This window comes from Bacteroides galacturonicus, assembly GCF_003096855.1.
GTDB lineage: Bacteria > Bacillota > Clostridia > Lachnospirales > Lachnospiraceae > Lachnospira > Lachnospira rogosae.
Map to the genome: position 1 here is coordinate 81,576 of NZ_QEOA01000008.1, position 23,632 is coordinate 105,207.

Annotated in this window: 14 protein-coding genes; 5 read left to right on the forward strand and 9 right to left on the reverse strand. The window is 36.0% G+C overall.

Features of this window, described 5'->3' with window-relative positions:
* Window positions 1–10: 10 nt before the first annotated feature.
* Both pth and C7390_RS12385 read right to left on the reverse strand, forming a co-directional pair.
* A complete protein-coding gene (pth, locus tag C7390_RS12380; protein WP_116444282.1) occupies window positions 11–571 on the reverse strand; it encodes an aminoacyl-tRNA hydrolase in 561 nt (186 codons plus the stop codon).
* A gap of 160 nt (window positions 572–731) precedes the next feature.
* Window positions 732–1,397 (reverse strand): ATP-binding cassette domain-containing protein, encoded by a 666-nt coding sequence (locus C7390_RS12385; protein ID WP_022502513.1) that lies wholly within the window; start codon window positions 1,395–1,397, stop codon window positions 732–734.
* Between the two features lie 367 nt (window positions 1,398–1,764).
* On the opposite strand from C7390_RS12385, the gene C7390_RS12390 reads away from it, so the two are divergent.
* On the forward strand, window positions 1,765–2,601 hold the full coding sequence (locus C7390_RS12390; protein WP_022502514.1) for a helix-turn-helix transcriptional regulator: 837 nt from the start codon (window positions 1,765–1,767) through the stop codon (window positions 2,599–2,601).
* A gap of 97 nt (window positions 2,602–2,698) precedes the next feature.
* On the opposite strand, the gene glgD is transcribed toward C7390_RS12390, so the two are convergent.
* Together glgD and C7390_RS12400 are read right to left on the reverse strand one after the other, a co-directional pair.
* Window positions 2,699–3,814 (reverse strand): glucose-1-phosphate adenylyltransferase subunit GlgD, encoded by a 1,116-nt coding sequence (gene glgD, locus C7390_RS12395; RefSeq protein ID WP_022502515.1) that lies wholly within the window; start codon window positions 3,812–3,814, stop codon window positions 2,699–2,701.
* Window positions 3,811–5,085 (reverse strand): glucose-1-phosphate adenylyltransferase, encoded by a 1,275-nt coding sequence (locus C7390_RS12400; RefSeq protein ID WP_055177438.1) that lies wholly within the window; start codon window positions 5,083–5,085, stop codon window positions 3,811–3,813. Before C7390_RS12400 ends, glgD begins: the two co-directional genes overlap by 4 nt.
* A 212-nt stretch (window positions 5,086–5,297) precedes the next feature.
* Here C7390_RS12400 and murC point away from each other — a divergent pair, with 212 nt between their 5' ends.
* The 4 genes from murC to C7390_RS12420 all read left to right on the forward strand — a co-directional run bounded on the left by murC (window position 5,298) and on the right by C7390_RS12420 (window position 10,555).
* Window positions 5,298–6,677, forward strand: a complete 1,380-nt coding sequence (gene murC, locus C7390_RS12405) for a UDP-N-acetylmuramate--L-alanine ligase (RefSeq protein WP_022502517.1) — start codon at window positions 5,298–5,300, stop codon at window positions 6,675–6,677.
* A gap of 303 nt (window positions 6,678–6,980) precedes the next feature.
* Window positions 6,981–8,108, forward strand: coding sequence for a DnaD domain protein (locus C7390_RS12410; protein ID WP_116444283.1), 1,128 nt, complete (start codon window positions 6,981–6,983; stop codon window positions 8,106–8,108).
* A 13-nt stretch (window positions 8,109–8,121) separates the two neighbouring features.
* On the forward strand, window positions 8,122–9,120 hold the full coding sequence (locus C7390_RS12415) for an ATP-binding protein (protein WP_116444284.1): 999 nt from the start codon (window positions 8,122–8,124) through the stop codon (window positions 9,118–9,120).
* A 253-nt stretch (window positions 9,121–9,373) separates the two neighbouring features.
* On the forward strand, window positions 9,374–10,555 hold the full coding sequence (locus C7390_RS12420) for a ribose-phosphate pyrophosphokinase (RefSeq protein ID WP_022502520.1): 1,182 nt from the start codon (window positions 9,374–9,376) through the stop codon (window positions 10,553–10,555).
* A gap of 714 nt (window positions 10,556–11,269) precedes the next feature.
* Here C7390_RS12420 and C7390_RS13795 read toward each other — a convergent pair.
* From C7390_RS13795 to C7390_RS12440, 5 genes are all read right to left on the reverse strand, one after another.
* Complete coding sequence (locus C7390_RS13795) at window positions 11,270–11,437, reverse strand: hypothetical protein (protein ID WP_022502521.1); 168 nt, start codon at window positions 11,435–11,437, stop codon at window positions 11,270–11,272.
* 724 nt (window positions 11,438–12,161) lie between these two features.
* Window positions 12,162–13,373 carry an iron-containing alcohol dehydrogenase gene (locus tag C7390_RS12425; RefSeq protein ID WP_022502522.1) on the reverse strand — a complete coding sequence of 404 codons (1,212 nt, stop codon included), beginning with the start codon at window positions 13,371–13,373 and terminating at the stop codon, window positions 12,162–12,164.
* 580 nt (window positions 13,374–13,953) lie between these two features.
* Window positions 13,954–15,945 (reverse strand): transketolase, encoded by a 1,992-nt coding sequence (gene tkt / locus C7390_RS12430; RefSeq protein ID WP_116444285.1) that lies wholly within the window; start codon window positions 15,943–15,945, stop codon window positions 13,954–13,956.
* Between the two features lie 50 nt (window positions 15,946–15,995).
* Window positions 15,996–19,040, reverse strand: a complete 3,045-nt coding sequence (locus tag C7390_RS12435; RefSeq protein ID WP_116444286.1) for a hypothetical protein — start codon at window positions 19,038–19,040, stop codon at window positions 15,996–15,998.
* Window positions 19,041–19,157: 117 nt separating this feature from the next.
* Window positions 19,158–23,618: a coiled-coil domain-containing protein gene (locus C7390_RS12440; RefSeq protein WP_116444287.1), complete on the reverse strand. Its 4,461-nt coding sequence runs from the start codon at window positions 23,616–23,618 to the stop codon at window positions 19,158–19,160.
* Between the last annotated feature and the right edge of the window lie 14 nt (window positions 23,619–23,632).

Sequence of the window (23,632 nt, forward strand, 5' to 3'; positions counted from 1 at the left end):
TATCTGCTCCTTATCCATTGAATTTATTCATTCCACTTTCAATACCTTCTGTCATTATGCACTCTACTGCCTCACAGGCTCTCTTAGTTCCCTCTCTTAAAGCTGGATAAAGTTCCTCCGGAAATCTTCCAAGAACCCAGTCAGCAAGATCCCAGCCCTTTGGCTTATCCCCAACTCCGAATTTAACTCTCTTAAACTGGTCACTTCCAAGGTGTGCAATTATGCTCTTAATTCCATTGTGTCCGCCTGCACTTCCCTTTGGACGGAGTCTTAACCTTCCCGGTTCAAGGCTTATATCATCAAATATAACAATTAAATCATCTATATCTGCCTTGTAATAATCCATAACTTCTCTTATACACTCGCCTGAATTATTCATATAAGTCATAGGCTTTACAAGAATTACTTTATGTCCTTCTATAACACCTTTTCCTATAAGACCTTTATGTTTAGATGTGTCTACACTTATATTATATTGGTCGGCAAGTTCATCTATGCAGGCGAAACCAACATTGTGTCTTGTTCCTGCGTATTGTGCTCCTGTGTTGCCTAATCCTGCTATTATATACATATTTTGTTCCTTCCTTTGGTGGGGATTTATAATTATTTTATATTGTACAGATTTTGGGGAGGTTATTCAATGTATTATTGAATATATTATTGGGTGTATTATTAGGTGTGCTGGAAAAATAAACTGCCATCAGGTTAGTAGACTGATGGCAGTTATTTCATTAAGATACTTTTTCGTCTGGGTGTTCTATATGACCTGTGATTTCGCCGTCATAGATTTCGTATATCTCATCTGAAAGATAGTTAAGTTCTTCTGTGTCGTGGCACGCAATTATTATAAGTGAACCATTGGCTTTAAGCTCATCTAAAAGTCCCTTTATAAGTCCTGCTCCTGCCTCATCAAGTGCATTGATAGGCTCATCAAGAATAACTATATCAGGGCGTTCCATTATAGCCGCCGCAATTCCTAATCTCTGCTTCATTCCTAATGAATATTTCTTAAATGTTCTCTTATCGTCCGGGTCAAGTCCGACCTTTCTTATAGCATCTCTTATCTCATCATCACTAATACGGTTCTGGATAGATGCAAGTATCTTTAGGTTCTTAAAACCTGTATAATTGCTTATAAATGAAGGATTCTCAATTAAAATCCCTATACTTGGCGGAAATGAAATGTGCCTGCCAAGCTCCTTATCGTTAATGTATACCTTTCCTGATGTTGGAAGTATAAGCCCGCTTATAGCCCTCATAAGCATTGTCTTACCTGAACCATTCTTACCTTTAAGTCCTATAACTTTCCCGCTCTCTAGTGTCAGGTTAATATTCTTTAATACCTCAGCACTTTTGAATGACTTGCAATAATCTTCAAGTCTTACCACTGTACCCATATGCGTACCTCCTCATTACTCTTTTAAAGTTATTCACTATTATAATCATTTAACATTAAAATCACTTATAGCTTTATTTATAATAACACTTTTTAAGCTAATTGTATATACACAATGTACATGTATACACTAATAATCTGTCATTAATATATAATTATAAATTCATTTACATTACAGCTAATCGTGTGTAATATTATTATATAATGATACCAGAGTCAAAGGGTCTAAACCCGCATAAGCTTGCTCATAGGTGGGGGCTTTTGACCCCAACATCATATAATGCAGATACTAAAAATATAAAAGCTATTATTCCTTAGCAAAATAACTTTTTTACCTATAGCACACCCAACACCGAAAGAGGTATTCTATGGCTTCAAGATTTGAAATATCACAGCAGATTTATAATTCAGCCTATGCTATGCACTCTGCCCATTCACATTCATATTATGAGCTTTATTATCTTATGAATGGCTCGTGCAATATGTTTATACACGATAATACATACCGTATGGAAGCTGGCACAATATTGTTTATTCCTGATAACGTGCTTCATAAGACCACTTATCTTAATAACGCTTATCACGAACGCCTTTATATAGAATTCACTGACGATTATATAAGCGACCTTATCGACATACTAGGCTTTGAACAGTTTAAAGATACATTTTATATGCACTTCTTCTCAATACCGGATAATCACAGGCACGAATTCCTATCTATATTCAGTGTTCTGATTAACGAAAGACAGAACAGTAATGCTCTTTCACCCTGTGTATACAAGAATTACCTGCAAAATCTGTTAATACTGCTCTGCCGGTACTGTGATAACAAGCCTGCTTCCCCTGCAAGCCTTGTTGATACTGTATCCATCGCAGATGTATCCGTACAAAAGGCTATGAATTATATTATGCTTAATTATAATAAAGATATTACACTTGATGAAATAGCTGATATGCTTCATCTGAACCCATCTTATTTTTCTAAAAAGTTTAAAGCTGTTAACGGATTTGGATTTAAGGAATACCTCAATACCATAAGAATTAACCATTCTGAGCAACTTCTTTTAGAAACGGATATGAGCATAACAGAGATTGCACTTGAATGCGGTTATGATAACAGCAACTATTTTGGTGATGCCTTCAAACACCTCAACCACTTATCGCCAACACAATTCCGCAAAGCAAAGGGTAATAAAGGAATATAGTGCAAGTGTGCATCCCCGGCACATAAAAATAACTAACAAAGCCTCCAGTGTTATGTACACCAGAGGCTTTTATTAATTATTTAATATAAAAATGACATTAATAATATGATGGGCTGTCCTCAATAACTATCTTAACACCATTCTCGCCAACATATCTTGAGTTAGCTTTTATAGTGCTGTTGCTTTCAACTATGCAGTTCTCAATATAAGCATTATCACCTATATAAGCATTATTCATAATTATTGAATTCTTAACAACTGCGTTATTGCCAATATATATCTTCTTGAACAGCACTGAATTCTCCACTGTACCATTAACGATACAGCCACAGGATACAAGGCTGTTAGAAACATTTGCCCCATAATTATACTTAGCTGGTGGCAGATCCTCAACCTTAGAATATATATCCGGATACTGCTTGAAGAAGTAATCTCTTACATCTCTCTTTAAGAAGTCCATATTAGTCTTATAATACGAATCTACTGATGATATATTATTCCAGTATGTATCAAGCATATAGCCATATATCTTCTTGATATTTCTGTATCTTACAAGAATATCCCTTACAAAATCGTATCTGTCTTCTTCAGCAGCTTTCTCAAGAAGTTCAATAAGAAGCCTTCTTCTTACAACATAGATACCTGTTGATACTGTTGAAAGATTAGTCTCTAACGGCTTCTCATCAATATCTGTTATACGTCCCTCGTCTGTAAGTGCAACAACTCCGTATCTTCCAATATCTGCTCTGTTATCAAGCTTCTTTACGACAACTGTAACATCTGCCTTCTTCTCAATATGATATTGAAGAATCTTGTTATAATCAAGCTTATATATTCCATCACCAGAGGCTATTACAACATATGGCTCGTGGCTTGACTTTAAGAAATCTATATTCTGATACAATGAATCTGCTGTTCCTCTGTACCAGCTGCTGCTCTCAGCAGTGATAGTAGGTGTGAACACATAAAGTCCACCCTGTTTTCTACCAAAATCCCACCATTTAGATGAGCTTAAATGCTCATTAAGTGAGCGTGCATTATACTGTGTTATTACTGCAACCTTCTGGATATGCGAATTCGACATATTACTAAGTGCGAAATCTATTGCTCTGTAGCTTCCTGCAACAGGCATTGAAGCAATAGCTCTCTTATTAGTCAATTCGCGCATCATTCTGTTATTACCACCTGCTAATACTATACCTATTGCTTTCATTCAACTTCACCTGCCTTAATAATAATTCCTCCGCTTGGCAACAATCCATCTGGATAATCTTCAACAGTTGTAACACCTGATATAGCTGTGTTCTTTCCAACCTTAACTCCATCAGGAACAACTGAACACTCACCAATTGTTACAAGTCCAGAATTATATATCTTAGGAAGTTTAACATTAGGTACTTCTTCTCCTACACCAAGCTCTACGTTGTCACCTATAACAACTTCCTCTGCAATTATTGACTTATTAACGATTGTATTCTTACCAATAACAGAATTATTCATAATAATTGAATCTCTGACTACGGCACCTTCTTCGATAGTAACACCAGAACCTATTACTGAATTATATATTCTTCCATATACTTCTGTTCCATCACCAATAATACTCTTCTCTATAAATGTATTATCCGCAATATACTGTGGTGGAATTGTATCTGTTCTTGTATATATCTTCCAGAATTCTTCATAAAGATTAAATACAGGAATAATATCTATAAGTTCCATATTAGCTTCCCAATATGAGCTTAATGTTCCTACATCCTTCCAATAACTGTTATATTCGTATGCAAATATCCTCTTATTATTATTGAAGCAATACGGAATTACATGCTTACCAAAATCACATTCCTGCTGATCCTTAAGCTTAATAAGTGCGTCCTTTAATACACTCCACTTAAATATGTAGATACCCATTGAAGCAAGATTGCTCTTAGGATTAGCTGGCTTTTCTTCAAATTCTGTTATTCTGTTGTCTGAATCGGTAACAACTATACCAAATCTGCTTGCTTCCTCAATTGGAACAGGCATAGCTGCAATTGTAATATCGGCATTATTAGCCTTGTGATAATCTAACATTATCTTATAATCCATCTTGTAAATATGGTCGCCAGATAATATAAGAACATACTCTGGATTGTACTGTTCCATATATTCAAGATTCTGGTAGATAGCATTAGCAGTTCCTGTATACCATTCACTATTGGTACTCTTCTCATATGGAGGAAGAACTGTTACACCACCTACATTACGGTCCAGATCCCAAGGAATACCTATTCCGATATGGGAATTAAGACGAAGGGGACGATACTGTGTAAGGACACCTACAGTATCAATTCCTGAGTTAATACAGTTGCTTAATGGAAAGTCTATTATTCTGTACTTACCACCAAATGCTACTGCTGGTTTCGCAACCTTAGCCGTCAGAACACCTAGTCTGCTGCCCTGTCCACCGGCTAACAGCATTGCTATCATTTCTTTTTTAATCATGCTACCACCTCTGATGTTTATTTTACTATCTTAAGTTGTATAAATTATATCATATATTTTCCATTAAGTAAAAATAATTTTGCATTTTTTTGATAATTTTTCGTACAATTTCTTAATCAGTATTTTTTATGTACTTAACAACAAAACAATTTGAAAAAAAAAGCTTTTAGGCATATAATCTTACTTGAATTAGTTTAAGAAAGGAAATTCCTATGTTTACAATTGATTTTAATACTCCAATACATGTACATTTTATCGGAATCGGCGGAATAAGCATGAGCGGTCTTGCAAAGATTCTTCTTGATCGTCATTTTACCGTATCCGGTTCTGATGCACATATATCAGATTTAACAACTGAATTACAGCAGGACGGATGTATAATCTCTTATCCACAGTCTGCTGACAATATCACAGGTGACATTGACCTTGTTGTATACACAGCCGCAATCCACCCTGATAATCCTGAACTTAAAGCTGCTGTTGATGCTGGTATCCCAACACTGACAAGAGCTGAGCTTCTCGGACAGATTATGAAGAATTACCATACCGCAGTAAATGTAGCTGGTACTCATGGTAAGACTACTACAACTTCTATGATTACTGAAATTCTTCTTGCTGCTGATGCTGACCCTACAATCTCAGTAGGAGGCATACTTAACAGCATAGGCGGTAATATAAGAGTTGGACGTTCTGACCTTTTCGTTACAGAAGCCTGCGAATACACTAACAGCTTCTTATCATTTAACCCTACTATCAATATTATACTTAATGTCAAAGCTGACCACCTTGATTTCTTCAAAGACCTTGATGATATACGTCATTCGTTCAAGCTTTTTACTGAAAAGCTTCCATCTGACGGAACACTTATCATCAACTCAGACATAGACAATTATGAATATTTTTATAAGGATACTGACTGTGAAGTCATAACATTTGGTTCTGACCCTGAAAAGAGTATGTATAGTGCAACAAATATCACTTACGACAAATATGGCTGCTGTTCATATACTCTTCTTATTAATAATGAAGATAGTGGAACAATTGAATTATCAGTTCCTGGTCTTCACAATGTATACAATTCACTTTCAGCTGTAGCTGCAGCCTTTAAGCTTGGCATAAGCATAGACAATATCAAGGCCGGTCTTAAGCATTTCACAGGTACTAACCGAAGATTTGAAAAGAAAGGCGAATTCAATGGTGTCACCGTAATTGATGATTATGCACACCACCCTGATGAGATAACAGCTACCCTTAATTCAGCTAAGAATTATCCACATAATAAAATATGGTGCGTATTCCAGCCACATACTTATTCAAGAACCAAAGCTTTGATGCCAGAATTTGCTAAAGCATTAAGCCTTGCTGATAATATTGTGCTCGCCAAAATATATCCTGCAAGAGAAACAGATAATCTTGGCATAAGTTCTGCTGACCTTATGGAACTTATTAAAGCAGAAGGCAAAGATTGCTACTATTACGAATCTTTTGAGGACATCGAAAAATTTTTATTAAATAATTGTATCAACGGCGACCTGTTGATAACTATGGGGGCCGGAGATGTATATAAAATTGGCGAAGAACTTCTAAAATAGCCATTTTTTACACATTTTTATATTTTGTCAACAAAGTTATCCACATTATCCACATTTTTATCCCGTTATCCACGGTTTAAGAATGTGGATTTTTTTGTGAAAAATCACATTGTTAAAAATACAGCAATTTACTGACTTTTCTTAATTCTATCCACGAGTTATCCACATTATCCACATTATCCACATTGATAACCACCTGCTTTTAGCTTGCTTTTCATTTATTATCCACTATGCTATAATGAACACAAATAAGCGGGAACAAGGAGGGTAAGTCTGCCTTTACAGACTTATTAACATAGATATATGAGTAGTTTAATTTTATCAACAGAATCAAGTGAAGGATACACATCCGTTTCTAATATTTTTATCAGCGAGTATGTTCCTGGTGCTAATGGTGAATTTGTAAAAGTTTACCTTTATCTTCTGCACCTTATGTCGTTACGAAGCAATAACATAAGCATTTCCCTGCTTGCTGATACATTTAACCAGACAGAAGCTGATATTATGAGAGCTCTGCGTTACTGGGACAGCCTTGATGTTATATCACTTTCCTTTAATGGTCCCGGCAACAGCCTGTCCAACATTGTACTTCGTGATATTAAGCACACTGGGCAAGCTGCTAATGCTATGGCTGACCCAATAGCTGCTGAAAGTGCTTCAGTTAATAATACTTCTTCATACCAGACTGAAACTGTGAGAGCTGCCAAGCCTGATATTAAACAGACCGAGGTTATATACACAGCAGAGCCTTCAAAAGTATCCTATTCAAAGGAACAGCTTAACGATTTTCTTGCTAATGACAACTTTTCAATGCTTCTGTTCGTTATTGAGCAGTATATGGGACGTCCACTTTCCACTAAGGAAACCAATTCCATTGTATATTTCTACGATGGATTGAAGCTTTCAACTGACCTTATTGAATATCTTTTTGAATATTGTGTAGAACACAACAAAAAAAGCATTAACTACATTGAAAAAGTCGCTCTTTCGTGGGCTTCCAAGAATATACATACAATCGCTGAGGCTAAAGAGGAGACTTCTAACCACACAGATTATGTATACCAGATTATGAAAGCATTTGGTCTATCTAACAGAGAACCTGCACAGCACGAAAAGGCTATGATTGCCAAATGGGCTGACACTTACTGCTTTGATACCGATATGATAATTGAGGCCTGCAACAGGACAATCAAAGCTATACACCAGCCAAGCTTTGAATATGCCGACACCATACTTGCTAACTGGAAGAATTCCAATGTAAGCTCATTAGAAGATGTTAAAAAAGCCGATGCCGCATATGCCGCTGGCAACAATATAAAGCCTAAACAGACAGCTTCTTCAAAGCCGGCTAACAACCGTTTTAACAATTTCCAGCAAAGAGACAAGAAGTCTGATGACTGGTACAATTCACTACTTAGCAACAATAACTAGAAAGGTTTAAACTATGCCGCTTACCAATACCCAATATGCCTCAGTTATGCGTGTATATGACGATATACGCTCACATAATCAGGCATTACAGACTGAACGCTATAACGAAGTCGTTAATAAATGTCCTGAATATAGTTTAATTGAGAATGAGATAATCACGCTTTCTATGAAAGAAGCTTCAAGGCGTATTGTTTCTGATTCATCAGACACGGATTTAGATGAATATAACTTAAAGCTCAAAAAGCTGATTGCCAGAAAAGCTGAATTACTCGCCTCAATCGGCAAACCAAAAGATTATCTTGATGATATCTATACATGTCCGGTATGCCACGATACCGGTTATGTTAATGGTTCACGTTGTTCTTGTTTTAAGAAAAAGGCTATTGACCTTATATATGAAGACTCTAACCTTAAGAACATAACTTCAAGTGAGAATTTCTCTACATTTTCATTTGAATGGTACGATAAGAAACAGGTCGATCCTGTCACAGGGCTCACACCTTACAATAATATGCACAAAGTTCTTGATGTATGCCAGTCTTTTGTACAGACCTTTGATAATAGTTTCTCTAACCTGCTATTAACAGGCGAGACCGGCGTAGGAAAGACATTTCTTGCCAACTGTATCGCTAAGGAATTATTAGACACCTACCACAGTGTGATATACCTGACTGCAACTGAGTTCTTTAAATGCTTTGAGAACAGCGATTTCAGACGTAACCTTGATAACAATATAGATGTTAATTACTTTCTTGAATGTGACCTGTTAATAATTGATGATCTTGGTACGGAAAGCAGCAACTCTTACACTAATTCCAAACTTTTTTATGTAATTAATGAGAGGCTTCTCCGCAATAAAAGTGTGATAATATCATCAAATTTTACAATTTCACAGATTGAGGATTTCTACTCAGAAAGAATATTCTCAAGAATAATAAGCTCATATACAATTCTAAGATTATTTGGAACTGATATACGTTACCTTAAACGAACCAAGATGCTTAAGAATTGATAATTCATATCATTAATTATATTTCAGTTGTAGAAGTCATTTTAATCATTTTAATTATGCTAAAGTAATTGACTTATAATGTAATTAAGATTATATTTAACTATGTATGTTTATTCAGTTAGTTGTAAATGCTTATTACTTCTATAACCGAATTAATATATATGCGGTAATGCAAAGCAGTCCGCATACATTCGTGGGTAATAATACCCACATCCCAATATATTTATAATCATATACAATGGAGGACAATACAATGCCACGAGACGAACGTCATACTGCAACAATTCCATACGGAACATTAGGAATAGTACCATTAAAGAGCTGTTCTAAAATGGGCGAAAAGGTTGATGATTACCTTGTACAATGGAGAGAACAAAGAGAACATGAGAATCAGTCTAATCTTGCTTTTAGCGGATACAAAAGAGACAGCTATGTTGTAAGTGCAAGCACACCTAGATTCGGTTCAGGAGAAGGTAAGGGTGTCCTTAACGATTCTATACGTGGCTACGATTTATATATTATGGTTGACGTATGCAACTACAGCATTGAATATTCACTCTGTGGTACAACTAACCATATGTCACCTGATGATCACTATGCAGACCTTAAGAGAGTAATCGCAGCTGCAGGTGGAAAGGCAAGAAGAATTAATGTTATTATGCCTTTCCTTTATGAAAGCAGACAGCACAAAAGATCAGGAAGAGAATCTCTTGATTGTGCACTTATGCTTCAGGAACTTACAGCCATGGGCGTTGAAAATATTATCACATTTGATGCACATGACCCTAGAGTACACAATTCAATTCCTCTTAAGGGATTTGAATCAGTATCTTGTACTTATCAGTTCATCAAGTATCTTTTACTTGGTGTTGACGACCTTCACATCGACAGCGAACATATGATGGTTATCAGCCCTGATGAGGGTGGTATGGGACGTGCTGTATACTTTGCCAATGTACTTGGTCTTGATATGGGTATGTTCTATAAGAGAAGAGATTATACTAAGATTGTCAACGGACGTAATCCTATCGTTGCACATGAATTCCTTGGTACTAATGTAGAAGGCAAGGACGTTATTATTATTGATGATATGATTTCATCTGGTGAAAGTATGATTGATGTTGCTTCTGAGTTAAAGAAGAGAGGTGCAAGCAGAGTATTCTGTGCTACTACATTCGGTCTTTTCACTAATGGTTTCGATAAGTTTGATGAAGCTTACGAAAAAGGTATCATTGATAAGATTCTTACTACTAACCTTGTGTACCAGCCAGACGAACTTCTTTCTAAGCCTTGGTATATCAATGTAGATATGAGCAAGTATATGGCTCTCCTTATCGATACACTTAACCACGACTCTTCAATCAGCGACCTTCTTAATCCTGTTGACAGAATACAGAAGAGAGTTAAAGAATATAATGAAAGATATACAAAATAATTATTAAACAAATGAGATATGGAACTGTTTCACTGAATATCAGTGTGCAGTTCCTTTTTTTATTTTATATATTTTTAGTTAATTAGAATACTCAGTAATGGCTGATAGTACAAATATTATTAAAATAAAGGTATATGATAAATAAAGCAACACATATAAAATACATATAAAAACGGTTACTATATTATCTCTATGTAATATAGTAACCGTTACTTTAAGTTATTCAATTGTTCTTCCTCCAAATCATTACTTTACTTAATTATCTATTCTACAATGAATATAATTATTAATAATGCTTGGTATGTGTTATATTTCCATTGGATTATACCTGCCTTTCTCAATTCCTTATAATCTATATTAACATTCTTAATGAATGGTATCGATATATTCTATGTATTAATATATTGTCTGCTGAACTTGTCTTCTTTAATATAATTAATATATGTTGTTATATCGATTTATTAATATGTTTAAGGTCTTGTTTGTTTGTAATTGTATATTAACACTCACTTATGATTTTGTCAACTCTTTTTTTGATTATTTTTAATTTATTTTTAAATTATATTTTACTTTTGCGTGTTATATTTAATTGTTTGAATTGTTTGTGAATTGATTATTATTGTATACACATTTGCGGATAATAAGCCTGTTATCCCGGCCTCTGCGTAATCTGGATAATAGGCGTGTAACTATGCCCGATATATTTATATTTTGCTACATATCGTATTCTTTATATAGTCTTTCCAGTTCTTTCTTATCTGTTAATTTAACAAGCTTGTCTGAACGTCCATCTTTCAATGCATTATACAAACTGAGCAAATCTTTTTTGTTATTAAATACTTTTCTAAATAACGTGTCTTTAAATCTTCTATTAATCTCCATATCCACCTCTGTATCTTTAAAACTTACTCTCTGTGTCCATATTATTAAAATACATAGCTAATTTTATATTATTAATAATATCTTTTATTTATTATGTCACACATATATATTATTTTTGCAATATACTTTTGATACTTTTAGGCATTTTAATAAAATTAGCGCAAGAAAGAACGAAAGATGCTGACAAGTTACTTACAAACGGCGAATGCCACTATAATATGACTACTTCGTAGTCACTCAGAAGTTTCTTCGAAACTTCTGATGCGTTAAAGAACAACACAAAGCTTATGTTATAATAAAAATCCCAGCTCATACTCACATGAGTTGTATGAACCGGGATTTATACTTGTTTTGATTATTCTAGCTGATATATACCAGCCATATGCTATACATTATTATTACGCTTCTTCTTATGAAATAACTAAAAGATATCTTGGTATTATACAAGATGATAAAGACTCGGTGTTTCTGAGTGTTAATTTATAACATATCTATCATTACCCAAATATAAATTTTATTAGTATTCGCTATAAAGTATTATTATTATATGATGATATAAATAATGTAATTGAGTAGAACAAATATTCAAAGGATGCAACATTTTAAGATAAATTGTTGCATCCTTTTGAATTTTTATACTTATATTTTAACAAAAAACAGAGCGGTACATAATGCACCACTCTGTCCTAAATATTATGAAAATAAGAAAATTAAACTGACAATATTAGAAATCTACTTCTGTATCATAGTAGCAGCACTTAAGGAGCTTCTCCATCTCTTCCTGACTTGGCTGACGTGGGTTAGAACCTGTACAAGCATCGCTGATTGCATTAGCTGCTACTTCTGGGAGCTTAGCAAGGAATTCATCTTCTGGAACAATTCCCTGTTCTGCTGGAAGACCACCTTCGCCATAGTTCTTAATGCACTGTGGAATATTAAGCTCATCATTCATCTTACGAAGCATTGCGATTAAGTTATCAATCTTAGCTTCTGTTGTATCACCGCCTAATCCTAAGAAGTCAGCTATGTATGCATAACGCTTAGCTGCTGTCTCATCCTTAGAATTGTACTTGATAACCTTTGGAAGATACATAGCATTAGCTGCACCGTGGATAATATGTCCGCCTTCAAACGCTGCACCAGTCTTATGTGCCATTGAATGAACGATACCAAGTAATGCGTTAGAGAATGCCATACCTGCAAGACACTGTGCATTGTGCATTGCATCTCTCTTTTCCATATCTTCGTTATATGAACCAACAAGATCGTCCTTAATCATCTTCATAGCATGAAGTGCAAGTGCATCTGTATAATCGCAGTTAGCTGTAGATACATATGCCTCAATGGCGTGTGTCATAGCATCCATACCTGTATGTGCTACAAGCTTCTTAGGCATTGTCTCTGCAAGCTCTGGATCAACAATAGCTACATCTGGTGTAATCTCAAAGTCAGCTAATGGATATTTAATACCTTTCTCATAATCTGTTATAACTGAGAATGCTGTAACTTCTGTAGCTGTACCTGATGTAGATGAAACTGCACAGAAATGAGCTTTCGTACGAAGCTTTGGTAAGCCGAATACCTTGCACATATCCTCAAATGTTGTATCTGGATATTCATATTTAATCCACATAGCCTTGGCTGCATCGATAGGAGAACCACCACCAATAGCTACTATCCAGTCTGGCTGATATTCTTCCATAACCTTTGCACCCTTCATAACTGTATCAACTGAAGGGTCTGATTCGATACCCTCGAATAACTTAACTTCCATTCCAGCTTCCTTAAGATAATCTTCTGCTCTCTGAAGAAATCCGAAACGCTTCATTGAACCACCACCAACACAGATGATAGCCTTCTTTCCTTTAAGAGTCTTAAGTGCTTCAAGAGCTCCTTTACCATGATATAAATCTCTTGGTAATGTAAAACGTACCATAACCCAATACCTCCTATAAATAAAAATATTAATAAGTGATTCGAATGGATTGTTAATTCTCTAACAATCTTTATATTAATAGTATATACCCCTGTCTTTATTATTTCAAGTAAATATATGATAATTTATTGTATTTTTTATGTATTTATGTATTAATTCACATATTATTTTACTAATCCTAAATTATTCACGGCAATGCCGTAAAAGTGGCTGAAAGGATGAGTTCTACGAGACTCTATATAATATCAGCAAACTGCAGGTGCAGCTGGAATAGCAACTATTAACGAACCTTGCACTATAGGGATTTATGCCCCCTTTTTTCGGTCAAGAGAGATTAGTTCAAGCTTCATGGATCAAATTTAAAGGTTCAAGATGCAGTTTTTAATTTAGATACTGCTTCGTGAATAATTTAGGATAAATATAATTATACTCCACTTAATTCCTCTCTTTATAAACAATATCCTGCAAAACAAAAGAGCCTCCAATATTCTCCTAATTACAAGGAAATCTATTGAAAGCTCAATTATATTATTTATCTAATTATTAATCTCTAACCATCAACACCTAATCCCATTAAGCATTAAGCATTAACAACTTCTTTAACAGTCTTAACAACATTATCAACTGTAAATCCAAAATGCTCAAACAATGTAGCTGCTGGACCTGAAGCGCCAAAGCCTTCCATAGCGATAACCTTGCCGTCAAGACCTACATACTTGTACCAGCCAAAGTCTGAAAGTGCTTCTACTGCAACTCTCTTTCTAACAGCATTTGGAAGTACACTTTCCTTATATTCTGCTGACTGCTTATCGAAAAGCTCCATACTTGGCATACTTACAACTCTTACATCAATGCCTGATTTCTTAAGTTCTTCCTTGGCATTAACCGCAAGGCTTACTTCTGAACCGCTTGCTATGATAATAGCATCTGGAACTGCCTTTTCTGACTCAGCAATTATATAGCCACCCTTAAGTGCATCCTTTGATGAGCCCTCCATCTGTGGAAGATTCTGTCTTGTAAGCACAAGTCCTGTTGGACCACATTCATTCTCTACTGCATACATCCAGGCTGCTGCTGTTTCTGTTCTGTCACAAGGTCTGAATACTGTGAAATCAGGAAGTGAACGGAATGCAGCAAGCTGTTCAACTGGTTCATGTGTTGGTCCATCTTCTCCGACACCAATGCTATCATGTGTGAATACATAAGTAAGTGGAAGCTTCATAAGTGCTGAAAGTCTTGCCATTGGCTTAACATAATCACTGAACACGAAGAATGTTGCAACAAATGCTTTTAAACCGCCGTGAAGTGCAAGTCCATTACCGATTGCCGCCATAGCCTGCTCTCTTACACCAAAATGAAGATTAGTTCCAGCATAATTATCCTTAGAGAAATCACCCGCATCCTTCATATTAGTCTTATTAGATGGTGCAAGGTCTGCTGAACCACCTATTAAATTAGGCATTGCCTTTTTAATCATATTAAGAATAGTTCCGCTTGTGCTTCTTGTAGCTTCTGGCTTATCACCTTTTGCCCAATATTCATCAGAATTGAACAAATCGGACATATCATATCCATCAAAGTAATTATCCCATAATTCTTTCATTTCTGGATACTTCTCCACATATGCAGCAAAAAGTTCATTCCATTTATCCTCTGCCTTTGCCATATTATCAGCAAGTTCCTTGTAATGGTCATATACTTCCTTAGGAACTTCAAAATCACCCTTGCAAGGCCAGTTAATATTTTCCTTAAGAGCAGCCACATTATCAACACCAAGAGGTTCTCCGTGTGCACTTGCCTTGCCCTGCTTAGCTGGACAGCCATAACCAATAAGTGTATTAACCTTAATAAGTGATGGTCTTGTCTTATCAGCCTTAGCTTCCTCTATTGCCTTGCCGATTGCTTCAAGGTCGTTGCCGTCCTCAACTTCTATTGTCTGGAAACCAAATGCCTTAAATCTTGTAACTACATCTTCTGTAAATGCTATATCTGTGCTTCCCTCAATAGATATATTGTTTGAATCATAGAATACAATAAGCTTTGAAAGTCCTAGTGTACCAGCAAGTGAGAAACACTCTGATGAAATACCTTCCATCATACATCCATCTCCACCAAGTACATAAGTATAATGGTCTACAACCGGAAAGCCTTCCTTGTTAAATACTGATGAAAGATGTGCCTCTGCCATTGCCATACCAACTGCCATTGCCATGCCCTGTCCTAATGGACCCGTTGTAGCCTCAACACCTACAGTATGTCCATATTCCGGATGACCCGGTGTGAGTGAACCAAACTGTCTGAAATTCTTAACTTCTTCAAGTGAAAGATTACCTATTCCAAATAAATGGAATAATGAATAAAGAAGCATTGAGCCGTGTCCACCTGATAACACAAATCTATCTCTGTTAACCCAGTCTGGATTGTGTGGATTATAATTCATATGTTTTGCAAATAATTCATAAGCAACAGGTGCTGTTCCAAGTGGTAATCCAGGATGTCCTGAATTAGCTTTCTGTATCGCATCAGCGGATAAAACCCTGATTGCGTTTACTGACATTTCTTCAATATTCATAAGTATCCTCCATTCTTGTGCATATGCACACTATAAGTTATATTTTATTATCAATCTTTAAAATCTGCTTCTGTAAGGAATATAACATCTCCTCGTTCACTACGCTTCTTCTTAAGTCCACCAAAGAACTTTCTTGACGCTCTCTTTTCAGAGTTGGCAATTGCCCTGTTGATAATCTCTTTAATATCATCAAGCTTGATATTATCATTAACACTATGAAGCTTGTCAATCTTTAAATACAGTTCAAGAAGTGCATCATCATCAACCTCATACTGTCTCTTTCTTGCAAAACGCTTTGCCATATCAACAAGTTCATTAACTGTGTACTGCTTTAATGTAATTCTATGGTTAAATGTCTTTACCATATCCGGATTAAAGTTCACAAGCACATTCATCTCTGCATCTGAATCTTCAAATATAACAACCATTCTATCTGTATCTTCGTTAAGACAGGATATAATCTCATTAATCCTCTTAGGCTGTATTGTGCCTGCACCTTCAACGATAAGAGCTGTACCCTTAAGCTTGCCCATAGCTTTGGTTATGCCTCTCTGGTTAATACTCTCGCCAGATGTCTTGGCAATCTTCTTTGGTCTGTCAGGATATACATAATTAATAGCTCTTACAATTGTTCTAGCAAGATCTGTCTTATCAGAGCTTGAATTACCTGATATAAGAATGTTACCACACGAAGAATTAGTCATAGCCATCTCTTCATCAAGTGACTCGAATAAATCTACAAGCTGCTCCTCAAGTCCAGGCATCTCTCTGTATTTTTTAAATATCTTAGCAAGCTCCCCGGATAATTTCTTATCATTATGCCAAACCCTGTCATTGTCATCTTCATTATCCATTGAAGATACATTGAACTTCATATTCATACCCGGCGTAACAAAATCTGTAGCTGCAATCTCTGGCTCAGCGGCTCTGCTGTACTCTGCTTCTGAATTATTAACGTTGTTATAATTGTTAAGAACCTCATCTGTTACTGGCTCAAAATGTGTTGTGTTAAGAGTGAGTTCTTCATTCTCAGGTTCAGCGGCTTTTTCATTAACAGTATCTGATACTTCTGGTCTTTGCCATTCGCTGTCGTCATGTGCCTGTTCACTATTATTGGCAATTACATTACCACTCACCGCTTCAACATTATTGGCAACTGTATTACCACTCACCGCTTCACCGTTATTAACACCTGTGCTACCGCTCACTGCTTCGCTATTATTAACATCTTCTGCCACTTTTAAAGCTTCTCTGGCTCTCTCAAGCTCCTGTGTCATTTTCTGATCTAATATAAACGAAGCCTTTCCCGTTCTCATAGCCAGATCTCTCTTAGCCGCACCAAGTAAAACCTCTGCATCAGCTAATCTCTTAGCCTCCCTCTCGCTGAATTCTGTTCCCTTTCTTAAAGCCTCTTCTTTCTTCATGGCAACAATCTTCTCGTAAGCTTCACTCTTCTCATCTTTCTCATCAAGCATACGCTCTAACTCAACCTTAGAGAACTCTCTTGTATCCTGCTTGCCATACTTTTCTTCTCTTACAGTTTCCATCCAGTCAGCTATGCTTAACTGTCCTTCAATCTGCTCATCTTCTATGTTCTCTGCTTCACCATCTGCGTAAACAGTATTAGCATTTCCTGCATTACTATCTGCTGTGCCATCAGTTCTTAGCTCACTTGTCTTTGCCGGACTCTCATTCAATGCTTCGGACATTCCTGTCTTTCTTTCAAATGGAGGCTTAAATGACTCCTCATCACTAAATATATCATTAATATTCTTAGCAAGTTCTTCCTGAATATTATGAGTATCATAAAGATTATAATTAGGTACTTTAACCTCTATGTCCATAGCATCAGCTTTCTCATCAATACGCTTTCTTGCCGCCTCCCGTGCTTCTTCCTCGTCTTCCTTGGTAATCTTATCACAGCTGTTCTCAATATTTCTTTTTGCGTTCTCGATAAGCTCCTTTAATGACATAGAAGCTTTGCTGACATTTTCATTAAGCTTCTTATCTGCACTCTCATCTAATATTCTGTTGTCCTGCTCTTTTTCAAGCTTTGCAGCACTCTCATCTACAGAATTCCCTTCTGCTTCCTGTCTTCTAATAGCATTTACAATTGACTCTTTTAATGCACTGCTCTGGTCATTCTGGACAAGATCCATTGATAAACCAGATGTATCTTTTACACCAGCTACGTCTGAACTTCCCGCCACATTAACATTTCCTGTTAAACGGTCATTTCCTGCATAATCAATATTACCCGCTGGCTGTTCACCAGCAACATCTTCAGAGTTAAATCTTAAAGCTTTATCAGTCACATTAGAATACCGGCTGTCTGAAGCCTTGTTAGAAGATGCTGCTTTGTCTGAATCAGCTTTATCATCTTCATCAAGCAGATCGCCGACTTCGTCCTTTTTAAGACGTGCAAGCTCCTTCTGCTCCATAAATAATCTTTCTTTGTTAGCTTCTTCGTCAGACTTTCTTGCCTTAATCTCACTTAAAATCTTCTTCTGTGTGTTAGTCATAGTAACACCCAGCTTTTCCTTAAGCTTTACAGCTTTCTCTACATATATGCCATCCTGAAACCATAATACAAGGTTATCACAGGTCTTAGAACAATCTTCTTTTCTTCCTGTCTTGTAATATAATTCGGCAAGCTCATACATATATTTCTCGTCAATCTCAGCTTCCTTATACTTTTCAAGTATATCAACAAGCTCAGTATCAGGTGCATCCTGTGCCCTTCTTAAGTCGTAATATAAGATATACTTATTAACATCGTGTGCTGATAATTTGGCGTATTCCCTGTATAATTCTTCAGCATTTTCAAAATCGTCAACTTTGATAAAGAATTCTGTGAGCTTATATATAAGCTTTCTGCCTCCAAGGTTACGATTGTATGCAAGAATTGCCATATCTCTTGCTTCTTCGTAGTCTCCTGCCGCTTCCTGTACATTAATTATTGTTGCAAGCGTAGACCAGTCTTTTACTTTATTCCAGTTCATCTGCTTTGCAATCTCTGCTGCCTGCTTATATTCTTTCTTAGCTGCAAGCTTCTTTATCTGTTCCAACTTTATATTAAACTCATATTTATCCACGTTAAAGACCTCCATTATGTCAATGAATCGACCCTCAAATTCCAATAATACGGCATATTAATGCCAATTTAAACATTCCGTATAATTTTATCACAGTAGAGTATCCTTGTAAACCTGCTATATGAAATCAAAGCTTGCCTGTTCATAGTCCATTCTTGTGTATTCCAATTCAGTCTCTTTAACATTACTATAATAGTCAACAACAACTGTCTGCTGTCTTTTGTCTGCCATCTTCTGCCCAAGTATATAATTAACATCAAACCTTGAGGTAATCGCCGGTGTTGCACCTCTTGCAGGAACAATGAGCTGTACATGGTTTACTGCAAGCAGTTTAAAGATCGGCTCCCATATATATATATCCTTTGCCGCACCAAATGGATTATCTATAAATATAGTCTTACCCAAAGGCTGTCCATCTGATACTGTGTTCATATTGGAAATATAATTAATAATAGCTATAAGGAACTGTATATATATCCCCTGCGACTGTCCTGTTGAGCCTACAGCTTCCTCATATCTTAAATATCTGCTCTGGTCTTTTATTCTCTCTCTCTTGTAAAGATTAATTCTTACTGAATTCATATCCGTTACAATTACTGAGAAAAGCCGTTTCCATGAAAGCCTGCTTCTTATATATCTGAAACGTTCTTCCTGCTCCTTAAAGCTTTCTGCTGCAACAATTGTCTCATCAATGTAAGCTGACATTCTGTCCTTATACATTTCTTCCTTAACATAAGGAATATAAAGCCCGATTATTGCAATATCTTCATTGTCCATTCTGATATGCGAAAGCTTTGGAAGTCTTTCAAGCTCAGTCTTTATATTACAGCATGTCTGTATACATCTGTTCTCAAAGTTATCCTTGATACGTTCCATATCCTCTATTCCCTTGTGAACACGCTCTTTCTCAAGTTCAATAAATGAATTCGTATCCTCTATTGATTTAACAAGCTGTTCTGTCTTTGCGGCATTAACAGGAAGCACAACCGATACATTAACCTCAACGGCAAGTTCAGCACCATTATAGTTCTTAAGTTCATCTATTAGCTTTGTTTTATATTTGTTGAACTCATCAGCTTTCTTGTATTCAAGCTTTAATATAGATGAATACTCTTTTGCTGTCTGCTCGTATTCTTTGGCAACACTTTCAAAATCTTTAATCTCAATGTCCGATTCTGATAATTCCGCATAATTCTCAATATCAATTCCTGCATTATATGTTATTCTTTCAAGGTCTTTTCTTATAAGCTGTATCTCTTTGAGTTCATCTGACATATGCTTTCTTAACTGTGCATACTTTTCTATATTCTTCTCTAATTCTGCTACTGCCACAGACATATCATCTGCGAACTTTTCAGGATTGTCACACTCAAATTCTTCATATCTTCCATATTTTTCCTCAATCTGGCTCTTAGCGTGTGCAATACTTCCCTCAAGTCTGTTAAGAAGTGCTTCTTTAGCTTCTGTCTCCCTGCTTCCGGCATCATATTCTTTCTGATACTCGTGCAGTTCATTATTAAGCCCCATAAGCTTAGCTCTGTCACTTACAGATATTGTACCAGCCTCATACATTGCCTTAAGTTCTTCTAATGTATGGCCTCTGTACTCAATAGCTTCAACACACTTATCAATAGAAGCTTTCAGGTGCTTTCTAAGATTTTCCTTATCTGAAACATCTGAATTCTTATTAGATAAAATGTCTTTAAGACCTGTTATCTTAGCGATAAGTTCATTAGGATTAATCTGTCCCGCTTCATCATTACCGGAAGCCGTACTCTCATTGTAAAAATGCGACACGGTATTTTCCCAAATGCTTACAAGCTCTGAGTACTGATTATCAACATTGGTCTTATATTCATCTGCCTTAATATAGTCTTCTCTTATTTTATCAAGATAATCTGCACATTCTATAATCTGCGCTTCGGCAGACTTAAGCTGTTCAGTAAGCTGTTTTAATGTCACATATCCCGCCGTTACCCTCTCATTTACAACTGCGATTTCTTCATATCTGCTTATGTTTAATTCAACAGACTTCTTGGACTTTCTGACATTTTCAAGTTCTGCCATATCCTGTGACTTCTTATCATTATATCGTCCAAGCTCTGCTCTGTATGCGGCGATATTCTCTTTGATGTCATTTTTTCTCTTAAGAAGCTCCTCAGGTGCATCAAGCTTTTCCGCTGATGTATCACCAGCATTAACCGAAAGCACATAATCTTCAAGAACTGTCTGCTTTCTGCTATTAAGCTTTGTTATGGTATCGTTAAGATTATCAAGTTCTTCCCTTAAAATGCGTACCTTTACATCACGTCTTTTATCGTCTGTAAGATAACTTATGTCATTAAATGCAAATATAACTTTATCGCTGTTTATATTAATATTTTCATCTTTAAGTGCCTCTGCACTTATTACCGGATATACAGCACTATCCTGTGTTTCAGTTCCCAGTTCCGCTTCCTTTAACTTGTCAAAACCACTGTCAATTACAAAGCTGTACTGTATAAATGGTATTCTTTTAACAATATCTTTTCTCTGCTGTTCGCTTGCATTTTCAAGATACTTATAACCTTCTGTTACAGCTTCACCGCACACTGATTTAAGATATTCCCTGAACTTATTGTAAGAAGGATTGTCTATATAATAAGAACCTGCACTTACTGCTTCTATAAGTTTTCCAAGCTTAACTGCCTTCTGGCTGTCTTCATTATATTTGTCATTCATTCTTAAGAATTCTTTGAAAATGCCTTCTTTTAATCTGTCAGCTCCTGCAATTCCATATATTCTCTGCAAATCCTTAAGCTTGCTCTCATTCTCCTGCCTGCTTATAATCTGTGATTGAAGTTGGTCAATTCTTTCATCTAACATCGCAATATTAGACTCAGCAATATTAATCTTTTCCTCTGTCTTGTATACCGACTTGGTTGTTTCTTTAATGCTTTCTTCCAAAAGAGCCTCTGCCTTAAGAATACCATTATGCTGTACCCTTAATTCCTCTATCTTGGATATAATATCATCAACAATCAGTATTCCATAAGCGTCAGCAAGCCTTTTAAGCTCTTTCTCATCCTTTTCAATCTGCTGTTTTACAGCACTTTCCTGTCCCTGTATAACAGCACAGTTATTCTTGTCTTCCTGATGTTTCTCATCTGCCTTTTTAAGCTCATCTCTTAAATTCTTCTCATCTATAGCTGCTCTGGCAGTCTTAGCTGAAAGTTCTTTTTCTGCCTTGTCATAATACTGCTTATATATAGCTGCAAGCCTGTTTAATTCTGACGCTATGTCCTCATCCTCTATCATACGGCTGTCAATTGCAGTATTAACTTTAACAAGTTCTTTTTCGTAATTGATATAGTCACAATAATTATTAGCTGCCTCTAAAAGCATAAGCTTTTCCCTTGCAGTCTTTATCTGGTTCTCTTTCTTATTTCTATCTGAAAGTGCTTCCTTGACAAGCTTATCAAGCTCATTTAATGACTTCTTTTCCTTTAATACATTGGCTACTGCTATCTTATATTTCTTATCAGAAAGTTCATTATAAAGCTCCTGCTCTTTTTCATTATGTTCTGAAAGCTCTGCTTCTTTTCTGCCCTCAGCATTAATCACTGATAAGAGCATATTGGCAAGCTTGTCCTCTATATTGCTTTTATTAGAATAGAATTCCTTATATGTCGCAATATAATCTTTAAAATATGTTAAAGCCTCTATCTGATTATCATAATCATTAATCTGACTGTTCTTCTTGGAAAGTTCTATAAGCTTATCCTTAATATCAAGTAGTGTCTTTGCCATCATAGAGTCATCATTATCAACTGAAAGCCTGTTATTGTAAGACTTCTGTATAATCTCCTCTATAAGAAGGTCCTCAACGACCTTTCTGCTTGTCCTGTAATTAGTCTCAAAATAAGTTCTTACGTGTCCCTCTGTCTTATTGATGCCTCTTACTATCTCCCACGCACTTTCATATATTCCGTAACGTGATATAAAGCTCTGGTAGTCCCCCTTTCTGTCAAAAATGTATACTTTAATGTTATAATCTGACTTCTCCGCTTCTCTTAAATACGCCTTTAAGCCATTATAAGTAACCCTCTCACCATTAACAGCAAGCGGCAGGTTCTTTATGTCATTTTCCCCGAACTTTCTATAGAAAATGCAGTAATTGAAATACTCTACACTTGTATTATCAGATGATGAAGCCTGTGCCTGTGTTAATGTATCTGTGCCGTCAGTAACATTTTCTTCATCCTTCGCATCTCTTGCCTTTCTTGCACAAAAGCCTGTTGTCATATATCTGAAACCGTCTTTAACTGCATTGTTATCAAGCTTCCACTCAACAAGCGAGTGTATACAGGTGTTGTCACTCCCTTTTCTGAAAAGCTTCTCTATAGGCTGTTTCTCATCAAGTGTGCAATTAGGAATCATATTCTGCATAAGAAGAAGCATTAAAAGACTCTTTCCACCACCGTTAGCAAGGTCATATATTGTATTTCTGCAATTAAAACGCATTATAAAATCATCATAGAACTGCGTTCCAAAATTATATTTAACATTATTAACTCTTATTCTATTAATCTGTGGCATATCTACCTCTTTCC